Below are 10194 nucleotides of genomic sequence, written 5' to 3'. Positions count from 1 at the left end.
CTAATACTACAGCAGTAAAGTTACTTTCTTCAAAAATATCTTTGTACTGTCCATTCGTTTCGACGCTGTTATTCTTAAGTAAGGCTTTAAAAGCAGCTTGTACATCTTTGCTCTTAGATGTTGTTTCTAATTTTACATAAACAGTTCTACCATAAGCTACATTCGAGACCATAACAGGTGGGGCCGAATTACTTACACCTTTACGAGTTAACTCACCAAAAGTAACACTATTATCAAAAAGATCGGATGGATTGTTAGGTAGTTCAGCACTTACGGTATAAAATATTTGCTTATATGCCGCTACCATCACTTTTTTCTCTCCATTTGCAACCGCATTAAAATCAATGTTTAGACTGTTATCAAGATATTTGGCGTTAACGTTAAGGGCACTTGCGATTTGTGATTTACTATAAACCATAGATTCTGTATACTGCATTCTTGCGGGTAACGTATGTGTTTTAGAATACTTTTCATTCCAAGTAGATACTAAATCATCTACTGCTCCAGCCACATTACCATATGTCGGATTTTGGACAGTGATTGTATTTTCTTTTCTCATGCCAGGTAAATCTATACTAATATTCAAAGGCTTTCTCTTAGCAACTAATAAACTCGGTTGATTGTCTGCAAAAGCTTTATTGGCAAGTTGTACAGCTCCTGGATACGTGCGATTCGCTACAGAATCGATAATCGAAATATCGACTGGTGACGTTGTAAGTGATTTTTTCTCACGTTCCACCACTACAAATTTACCATTTGAATTGATACTTTCTTTCGGAACAAAACTCTCTACTTTATCGCCATTTACAGCTAAAACCTCTTGATTATTATATTTAAGGTTTGCTATACCAGTATTAATGCCATTAACATTTTTAGTTATGTCAGTTGCATTACCGGCTTGTGTTTCTGCAAAAGAAATAGACGAATAATGAATCGTGCATAGACTAACTAATAAACATGCAAGGAACTTTCTTCTTTTGGTATTTTTCTTATTATTCAGAAAAATCACCCCGTTCTTTTTTAGTAAGATATAATAATGATTGATATATGATAGCTAACTAATAACCTTACATAAACGCTTTTAAAAGTTCTTGAACTAAAGGAATTACTCCACCTAAAAATTTTAAAACTGCCATTGCGATTTCCATATTACTTCCTCCTCTTTGCTGTATTAAGATGTGTTGTATATTTATGCTTTCATTATAATAAGCTTTTGCATTTGCATCAATTCATTTTTATATGCAATATTTCATATTGAGGAAAAGCAATTTTTTCTGTCAGGGTGATGGTGGTACTACTCTTCTTGACAATATTTCAATCCCTCTAAAAATATCAGAATTTTCTAATTCTAAAAGGTTATGAACGAATCAACCTCGAATAATTGTAATACATATACATAAGGAGGTTGATCTATTTTGTTTCGTTCTTTTACAAATGGTTGCGTCGCCTTAGTGCAACGTTTCTTGCCAGAGCCGTTTATTTTATCATGTTTATTAACTGTTTTTGTTATTTTCTTCGGCATGTTTGCGACTCACCAAACACCTGTGGAAATGATTAATCACTGGGGTAATGGCATTTGGGGACTACTCGCCTTTTCTATGCAAATGGCACTTGTACTCGTGACAGGATCTGCTTTAGCAAACGCGCCTCTCATTAAAAAAGGATTAACGAAAGCGGCAAAACTACCGAAAACGAATGGACAAGGTATTATTGCCATTTCAATCGTAAGTTTACTAGGGGCATACATAAACTGGGGATTTGGTATTGTTGTATCTGTTTTATATGCAAAAGAAGTAGCACGGCAGCTTGAAGGATTAGACTATAGACTAGCCATTGCCTCTTCTTACTCTGGATTTCTCATTTGGCATGCGGGGCTTTCTGCTTCTATTCCTCTTACGTTAGCAACAGGCGGCGAAACGTTAATTAAAACGACAGCTGGAAGTATTAAAGAAGCGATTCCAATAACAGAAACGTTATTCTCACCATACGCACTTGTACCAGTTATTATTTTTCTCGTTACGATGCCTCTCATTAATAAAGCGATGCATCCAGATGAAAAACATACGATAACGGTAGATCCTAGCGTATTCCATGAAGAAGCTGCCGCGCAAGAAGTAGGAAACAATACATTCGCCGAAAAAATGGAAAATAGCATCATTATTACACTTTGCGTTGGATTGTTAGGTCTCATTTATATTTTCAATTATTTTTATACGAAAGGCTTTAACCTTACGCTAGACATCGTTATTTTTATGTTATTAATTGCTGGACTTATTTTCCACCGTACTCCGATTCAATATATTCGCGCTTTTTCAGACTCTACGAAAAGTGCTTCTGGCATTTTACTTCAATTTCCGTTTTACGCAGGAATTATGGGGATGATGATTGGAGCGAATAGTGAAGGACTTTCACTTGGAGGGGCTATTTCGAATTACTTTATTAGCATTTCAAACGAAACGACTTTCCCACTCTTTACTTTTTTAAGTGCTGGCATCGTTAATATTTTCGTTCCATCTGGTGGTGGTCAATGGGCTGTGCAAGCACCAATTATGATTCCAGCTGGCGCTGAACTTGGTGTACCTGCTGCAAAAACTGCAATGGCCATTGCGTGGGGCGATGCTTGGACGAATTTAATTCAACCTTTCTGGGCATTACCGGCATTAGCGATAGCCGGTTTAGGCGCTCGTGATATTATGGGATTTTGCGTTGTGAACTTACTATATGCAGGTTTTATCATAAGTCTATGCTTCTTATTTATTTAAACGAAAAGCTAGTTTTATACTAGCTTTTTTATATAATAAATCACTTATTTCCCACGCAATTTATCACGGTCTTCCACTCTATATCCGTAAGCTGTAATGCCTCAAATGCAAAAAAATCTTCACATACTTTTTCAATCAGATGTGGATTTTCCCTCAAGAAATTCCACTGTAACGCTTTAGGAAGAAAATACGTTTCATACTCTTTACTTCCTCTTACTACCTCATCCACTTCTCTTTCACAAATTCCTCTTATTAAATAATCATTTCTTAATTGAATCTGTATTTGTTGAAACGTTTCACTACATTTCTTCAAGTGGATTAAGCAATTAATATATGTACGAAAAAGTTCATTATCATACTGACAACACTTTATAATACGTTCCATTTCATTCATAACGTACGAGCCTTTTCTTCTATTTGTAATAACCACTTTTCCCGCTTCTCTCGTTTACTCGTTTTCACAGATTGAAAAAAAGATCGTTTTACATCGCGAATGCCGCAAAAACGTAAAACACCTCTCTTCATCATAATCCAATCTGCTGATCGATATAGTAGTGCGACGTACCATAACGGTGAGTCTAACGTATTAATTACCCATGCCTTCTTACCTTTCAATAAGCCTTTCGGCAGGGCACCTTCATATTTATAAGCAAAACCAGCTACGAAAATGCGATCAATAAACCCTTTTAAAATAGCTGGCATCCCCCACCACCATATTGGATAAATGAAGAGAAGAGTATCCGCTTCTTCCACTAACGTTCTGTACCGAGCTGTCTCTTCTTCATTTACTAAATCACGTCTTTTCTTCTCCTCATTAAATACAAGGACGGGATCAAATTGTTCCTTATATAAATCAAGTACCGTAACCGAATGATTTGTTTCTTGTAATCCTTTTTGCACATGCTTTAATATCCCCGCATTAAAACTGGAAGGACTAGGATGAGCGTATACAATTAGTACATTCACTACATAACAACTCCCTCTATAAGTTAAAGTTTCCCCTTCTTTAACATCTTCTCTACAATTTGCACGTTTTTCGAACTTTGTAATAAACGATTTAATAATGTAAGTAACTCTTCCTTTTCTAAATCTTTCAGTTTCTCTTTCACCGTACTCTCACCAGCACTTTGAATATCATAAACAACTGCCGCCATATGCTTACAATAATTCTCATATGGACACTCGCAGCTACTTTCTGTAAAATTTTCAAGATCAATCATTACTTCATAGTTTCCTGCATTTCCAGTAACAAAAGCAAATATTTTCTTTTCTTGTATTTCAACATCTTCTACATGTCCTTCTTCATAATATTCATAACCTTTATCCATAATGTACTTAGGAATCCATTTCGTTATATCATTTAGTAAGTAAGCGTACATAACAACACCTCTTCCTTTAATTCCCTTTTGACTTCCAAAACCCTGCATGTTATTCTAATAACTGTCAAATAGCAAGTCTATATGACAAAACGACTGACACCTATTCGGCGGAGGTGTCTCTTTTCATTTGCAGCCGATACGAAGTGCCTCTTTCAGGCACATTCAATCTTTGACACTACACACTCAACACCATTCCCTTGTATCAGGCTGCTTAAGCAGTCTTTTACGCTACATACTCCAAAAAAAAGAGAGCTTAGCTCCCTTTTCCCGCCTTATAAAATACCCCTTTTTCAGTATAGAGATATTCATCAGCTAATGTAATTTTCCCATCCAGTTTCAGTTCATCTAATAGTCTTGATAAATAAAATTGATGTAACATCTTTTTCGTGAATTTTCCTTCATGATGCGAAACGATATGTTCTTGAATATCTAACAATGATATTGGCTTATCTTGCTCTATCATATATTCATAAACTGTACTACGCAGTTTTACGTATTTTTCGAGTGTCACAGTACTTCGCAACCCCTTTCTTCTTAATATAAATTTTCGTAATCGGTTTTTTTGCAACAAAAAAACCTCTCCGATAAGAAGAAGTTACGTATATATCTTCGTCTTATCTCCCAGAACAAATATGTTCTGCTGGAATTAGCACCTGCATCGCGGTTGCTGGGTTTCATCGGGCCAGTCCCTCCACCTCTCTGGATAAGAAAATATTCACTTAATTCTTACTATACGTAATTTCATTCTAATTGTCAAACAAATATAACAAATTATATTTTGTTCCTTACTGTTCATACTATACATATATGAATATGCAAGGAGGATTATGAAATGCACGAAAATGCTCGCGGATATGTCCAAAATTCTTTTCAATCATTACAAGAAGCAAAACATTGTTTAGAAGAAGCGCTACAGACTGTTGAAAAAGATTTTAATCGCGCTCGTATTGAACAATCACTTTATGCGATCGAACAAGCTATTCAACGCTGTGATTACACGGTTCATATTTTAGAACAAGATTGAAAAAACTTCCCATCATAAGGTGGGAAGTTTTTTCAAATGGCATACTTCATAATTATTACCGTTATAATTAAAAAATATACAGAATTAGCAATTTCTAAAACCCCTACTTTTATAATAGAAATTTTTTTGCCATATAACATAATTGCTCGAATGACACTCGGTATAAAAATAAGAGAACACCACGGATTGATAGCAAAGACAATGACTGTTAATACAATATGATACCCCCATGATATAAGACGATACTTCGGGTTATTTTTCTCGCGAATCATCGTTTTTACATAAAATGTACTTCCTAAAAAATATAAAAATGAAATAAGCGCAATAAATAATGCTGTTTTATCTATAAGTTTCATTGAAAAATAATAACTAACTAAACCACCAATACAGAAAACAATAATCGCACTAATGTCATTTAGTAACGCTCTTTCATTTTTTTGACGAGCGTAATACATATTTACAATAAATAATGGAATCATGAATACTACGAATAAAAGAATGCGCCATTCATATAATAGAGAAATCATTCCAAATACGAACGCGATGATAAAATATACAATTGCAGCATGTAAGTACTCTTTTTTTCGTTTTTGCTTTATGTACGTAAGAAATGGATACGTAGCTAAATAGATAAAGAACCAAGCTAAAAACAATGGAATATGATACATAGTAGGTTTCCCAAGCATGACACTTAATAGAAATGGTATAACGAGCATGGCCCATGCACCGTGTTGCTTCGGAATAACTAACTTCATTAACTATACACCTCCCTTTTGAAAGCAGTTCTCACCTACTATTATACAAATAATTTTATATAGTAACGTATATATATTGGACTATTTTTTGACAATAAAAAATGCTCCTTACAATGTGTAAGAAGCATGAAAGAGGCAAACGAATATGTAAGTCGCGACCCTACCTTATATGAGTATGCTTTTCTATGCCATGTTATGCTTATCTAATATGCCGTATTTCTTTTTAAATCTCGTAAGAATCGTAATCCAAGACGTACTAAATAGTAGTAAGAAAATGACATTCGAAATGGCATGGCTCAAATCGAAATAAAAACTTGCAATATAATACGAAACGACTGCTTCCCACGTTGCCTCACGTATGAAACCGAGAAGCCCCCATAAGTTCATAATCCAGCCAAATAAAAATCCAACAAACAATCCGTATAGAAGCCTTCCCCATAGCTTTTTCATTAAAAATGTATTACGAAGTAATCCAGCTATAAACCCGATCATGCCCCATGAAAACATTTGCCACGGCGTCCACGGACCTTGCCCTAAAAAGATGTTAGATACGATAGCTGCTGTTGCACCGATCATAAAACCAGTTTCGCTTCCAAACACGATTGCAGAAACGATAATGACAAAAGAAGTCGGTTGTACACTTGGTAAAATAGAAAATGGTACACGGCTAACTGCTGCAATTGCCGCTAACACAGCAACGAGAACAATTTCACGTGAAACAAACGCCTTCCTTTCAAAACGGATATAAAACGGCAACATAATAACAACTAATAAAAACAAACTACTTAACATGTAATAACCATCCATGATAAGTGTAGTAAAGAGTAGTGTGCCTATTATTACTGCAAAAATACATATTATGAATGCAACATATCGTTTGGACACGCTTCGTACACATCCTCCCACGTTAATGCATATGGTAACTCTTTTCGAATAAATCGATTAATAGAGGTTGTATAAAAGAAGTTGCCACTAAAAAATTCTTTCGGTGTGTCATTCATAATGACTGCTCCGTCAAATAACATCATACATTGATCAACGTATTTCGCTGCAAACTCAATATCATGCGTTGCCATTACAATTGTTGTACCTTCTTTTTGCAGCTTTCTAAATAGCTCTCCTACTCTTTCTTTTTTCCACGGATCTAATCCCTTTGTCGGTTCATCAAGTAACAATAAAGTCGGCTTTGATAATAACGTTGTACATAACGCAAGTAGTTGTTGCTCTCCCCCGCTACAATCATGCGGATGGCGTTCTTTAAGCGAATACAACCAAAACTTCTTCAACATATCTTCTGCTATTTCTTTTCCTTGTTTTCCGTATAACTCTCGTGCACGTTCATACACTTCTTCCCACACTGTATCAAATGTAAAATGATAATACGGATGCTGCGATACATACCCGATCCTTTTAAATCGTTCTTTCGAATCAATTTTATGTATCACTTTCCCATTCCACTTTACTTTCCCTCTTCTCGCTTTTTGTAATCCAGCTAAAATCGTTAACAGTGTAGACTTACCTGTACCATTTTTTCCAACGAGAGCTACCCATTTTCCTTTTTCAATCGATACGGTTAAGTCTCGTAAAATAAGTGGACTATTTTTTTCATATTGGAACGAAATATGCTCTGCACTTAAAATGACTTCTCGCTTTTCACTTTGTGCTATTGGCTCATTCACATATGATATCGCTGAAAAATGATTCAGTTTCATTTGCGCTTCTCGCACTGTAAACGGAATATCTTCCGCATTCCATTCTAAAAACAATCTTGGAATTTGCGGAATAAATGGACGGAATTTTTCTACTTCCCACATGTTCGCGATAACCGTTTTAGGATTTCCATCATACACGATTTGACCATTATTCATACAAATAACGCGCGTAGCAAGTGGGATCACTTCATCTAAACGATGTTCACTTAACACAATCGTAATACCAAGTTCTTCGTTAATACGTTTTAACAATCCTAAAAACTCTTTCGCAGCAATGGGATCTAACTGCGCCGTCGGTTCATCTAATAATAATAGTTTTGGCTGCATAACTAGTACCGCAGCCAAATTGACAAGTTGTTTTTGTCCACCAGATAACGTATGAACAGATTGATGCAATAAATCTTGAAATCCTAAGAAGCTAATAAGCTCTGCTATTCGTTTTTGAATAATCTGTGATGGTAACCCGATATTTTCTAAAGAAAATGCTAATTCTTGAATGACCGTATCCATTACGAGCTGATTTTCTGGATTTTGAAATACCATACCAATTTCTTGTGCAGATAATAAATCAGGTACTTCCTCTAATAAAACGTCATCATAAAAAATTTCTCCTGAACGTGTACCGATTGGAAGTAATTCCTTTTTAAAATGTTTCAATAAAGTCGTCTTTCCAGAGCCTGACCCTCCAGCAAGTGCAATAAACTCTCCTTTTTGAATAGAAAGAGAAATATGCTGTAACGCATATTCGTTTTCATCAGCATATACAAATGATAAATTGTTTATTTCTGCATGCGCCACCATATCCATTCCTTTCCTTCCATTATAATTGGTAGACTAATAAACATCATAAATACTCCGAACATCACTCCATCGTATTGCTGAAATAGAATAGATTCGACTTTCGGATAAATGGTTAGCTTTCCCCCGCCATACGTATTACATATAATAGCAATGATAAGTAGAATACTTAAATAACTGAGCGTATACCAATCTCGTCTTTCCATTCTATACCGAATATATGTCGTACGCTTCGTTACACCAAATCCACGGGCTTGCATAGAATCTGCTGTTTGCAGCGCATCTTCTAATGAACAAATTAATAATACTTGCAGCAATTGCATACCATTTTTCACCCGTTCTACAATGGAACCTGCGTCTACTTGTACACCTTTCGTTTTTTGAACGAGTGTTATTTTCTGTAATCGCCTCATAAACAAAGGAACAAACCTCACCGTAATCATCGTTAACAATGCTACTTTCGGTGAGATTCTAGAAAACAAATATAAAAATTTATGACTCGAAATAATATCATTATACGAAGCAAACGTAAACATAATCGCAACTAATAATAATCCCATTACTACTCCAAACATAATCGCCTCAAGCTTAATACGGCTATCACCTAACCAAAATAACGTAGTTCGCCCTCTATGTGTTAATAACGAATTAAATAAAATGACCATAAAAAAGAAAACGATTGTGCTCGGTAACATCTTTCTTATCTTTTCACTATTCCCTTGCATTATATTGATTATGACGATTAATAGTATTGCTCCAATTAAAAAAAGAGGATGAAGACACATCATACATAGTATCATCACCCCGATATAATAGAAAAAATTCACAAAAGGATGTAAAGAAGAAAAACTTATTTTCATAGTCCTTTACCGAATGCCTTTCTTATTTTAATACATACACCCACTCAATTGTATCTCCTGGTTTAACTGTTACTACACCTGCACTATGGTTTGGAAACGCACCGTTCACACGATATTTCCATCCACTAGTATCTGTAATATCTTTTTCATATAAATCATTAATACCTTTTACATAAATATCACCTTTAGAGCCCATTGCATCCACATCTAAACCTGTACGCTGCAATACTTTATAAACAGTATCGCCTTCTTGTACATCCATTTTTTTCGCACCTAATAAGTACCCTTTATCACCTTTTACTGAGATAGTGACTTGTTTTGGTTTTGGTATTACTGGATCTGGCACTGGCACTGGCGGTACTGGATCTGGTACCGGTGTTGGTGGTGTTGGTGGCGTTGGTACAGTTGCTTGTTGCTCTTTATTCGGATCAACCTTCTGCTCCTGCTTCGGTGTTTCTTTCGGCTGATTCACAACCTTCGCTTCTTCTTTTATTTCTTGCGCTTTCGGTTGTTTCTCTTCTTGTGCTTTTTGCTGTTCTGGTTGCTTAGTAGCAGGCTGTTCCTGAGGTTTCTCTTCTTTCTTTACTTCCGGTTGTGCCTGTGCCTTTTCTTCTTTCGGCTTCTCTTCTACTTTTTGCTCTTGTTTCTCTTTCTGCTCTTCTTGATGCTTTTGCTCTTGTTCAGCTTGTTTTTCCTCCGGTTTTTCTTCCGGTTTCGCTTCATCTTTTTTCTCTTCTTGTTTTGCTACCTCTTCTTGCTTTGGTTCTACTTTCTTCTCAGGCTTTACAGCTGCCTCTTCACACCCGGCAAGTAGCCCAAGTGAAAGCATTAAAGAAATAAACCATTTCATCTTACTCATGTTGTCTCTCACCTTTCATATTAAAAATTAGGAGCAAATGATTGC

General features: G+C 35.6%; 12 protein-coding genes and 1 riboswitch. Of the genes, 2 read left to right on the top strand and 10 right to left on the bottom strand.

All coding sequences use genetic code 11. From position 1 onward, the window contains the following. Window positions 1-1009 (bottom strand): thiol-activated cytolysin family protein (locus DM800_RS04560; RefSeq protein WP_147786507.1); only part of this gene is annotated, 1009 nt, incomplete at its 3' end. A gap of 406 nt (window positions 1010-1415) precedes the next feature. On the opposite strand from DM800_RS04560, the gene DM800_RS04555 reads away from it, so the two are divergent. Beyond that, a complete protein-coding gene (locus tag DM800_RS04555; RefSeq protein ID WP_060487716.1) occupies window positions 1416-2762 on the top strand; it encodes a short-chain fatty acid transporter in 1347 nt (448 codons plus the stop codon). 40 nt (window positions 2763-2802) lie between these two features. On the opposite strand, the gene DM800_RS04550 is transcribed toward DM800_RS04555, so the two are convergent. The 4 genes from DM800_RS04550 to DM800_RS04535 all read right to left on the bottom strand — a co-directional run bounded on the left by DM800_RS04550 (window position 2803) and on the right by DM800_RS04535 (window position 4712). Then, window positions 2803-3156: a group-specific protein gene (locus tag DM800_RS04550; RefSeq protein WP_060487717.1), complete on the bottom strand. Its 354-nt coding sequence runs from the start codon at window positions 3154-3156 to the stop codon at window positions 2803-2805. Beyond that, window positions 3153-3728 carry an NAD(P)H-dependent oxidoreductase gene (locus DM800_RS04545; RefSeq protein WP_060487718.1) on the bottom strand — a complete coding sequence of 192 codons (576 nt, stop codon included), beginning with the start codon at window positions 3726-3728 and terminating at the stop codon, window positions 3153-3155. The genes DM800_RS04550 and DM800_RS04545 overlap by 4 nt, the downstream gene beginning before the upstream one ends. 23 nt (window positions 3729-3751) lie before the next feature. After that, window positions 3752-4141: an SWIM zinc finger family protein gene (locus DM800_RS04540; protein WP_060487719.1), complete on the bottom strand. Its 390-nt coding sequence runs from the start codon at window positions 4139-4141 to the stop codon at window positions 3752-3754. Between the two features lie 253 nt (window positions 4142-4394). Next, on the bottom strand, window positions 4395-4712 hold the full coding sequence (locus DM800_RS04535) for a hypothetical protein (RefSeq protein WP_002096439.1): 318 nt from the start codon (window positions 4710-4712) through the stop codon (window positions 4395-4397). Between the two features lie 40 nt (window positions 4713-4752). Then, window positions 4753-4851, bottom strand: a riboswitch (SAM riboswitch). Between the two features lie 122 nt (window positions 4852-4973). On the opposite strand from DM800_RS04535, the gene DM800_RS04530 reads away from it, so the two are divergent. Then, window positions 4974-5165 carry a hypothetical protein gene (locus DM800_RS04530; RefSeq protein ID WP_000545003.1) on the top strand — a complete coding sequence of 64 codons (192 nt, stop codon included), beginning with the start codon at window positions 4974-4976 and terminating at the stop codon, window positions 5163-5165. A gap of 32 nt (window positions 5166-5197) precedes the next feature. Here DM800_RS04530 and DM800_RS04525 read toward each other — a convergent pair whose 3' ends face one another. From DM800_RS04525 to DM800_RS04505, 5 genes are all read right to left on the bottom strand, one after another. Next, complete coding sequence (locus DM800_RS04525; protein WP_088064025.1) at window positions 5198-5920, bottom strand: YwiC-like family protein; 723 nt, start codon at window positions 5918-5920, stop codon at window positions 5198-5200. Between the two features lie 183 nt (window positions 5921-6103). Further along, entirely contained in the window at window positions 6104-6805 is a 702-nt protein-coding gene (locus DM800_RS04520; RefSeq protein ID WP_000044898.1) for an ECF transporter S component, read from the bottom strand. Next, window positions 6778-8439, bottom strand: a complete 1662-nt coding sequence (locus tag DM800_RS04515) for an ABC transporter ATP-binding protein (protein ID WP_097906982.1) — start codon at window positions 8437-8439, stop codon at window positions 6778-6780. Before DM800_RS04515 ends, DM800_RS04520 begins: the two co-directional genes overlap by 28 nt. Further along, entirely contained in the window at window positions 8412-9290 is an 879-nt protein-coding gene (locus DM800_RS04510) for an energy-coupling factor transporter transmembrane component T (RefSeq protein WP_147786506.1), read from the bottom strand. Before DM800_RS04510 ends, DM800_RS04515 begins: the two co-directional genes overlap by 28 nt. Window positions 9291-9312: 22 nt before the next feature. After that, window positions 9313-10149, bottom strand: coding sequence for a DUF4430 domain-containing protein (locus DM800_RS04505; RefSeq protein ID WP_147786505.1), 837 nt, complete (start codon window positions 10147-10149; stop codon window positions 9313-9315). Window positions 10150-10194: the final 45 nt, after the last annotated feature.

Origin of the sequence: Bacillus sp. AY18-3 (assembly GCF_008042305.1) — a bacterium.
GTDB lineage: Bacteria > Bacillota > Bacilli > Bacillales > Bacillaceae_G > Bacillus_A > Bacillus_A wiedmannii.
This window is presented reverse-complemented; position numbering and strand designations above follow the sequence as displayed.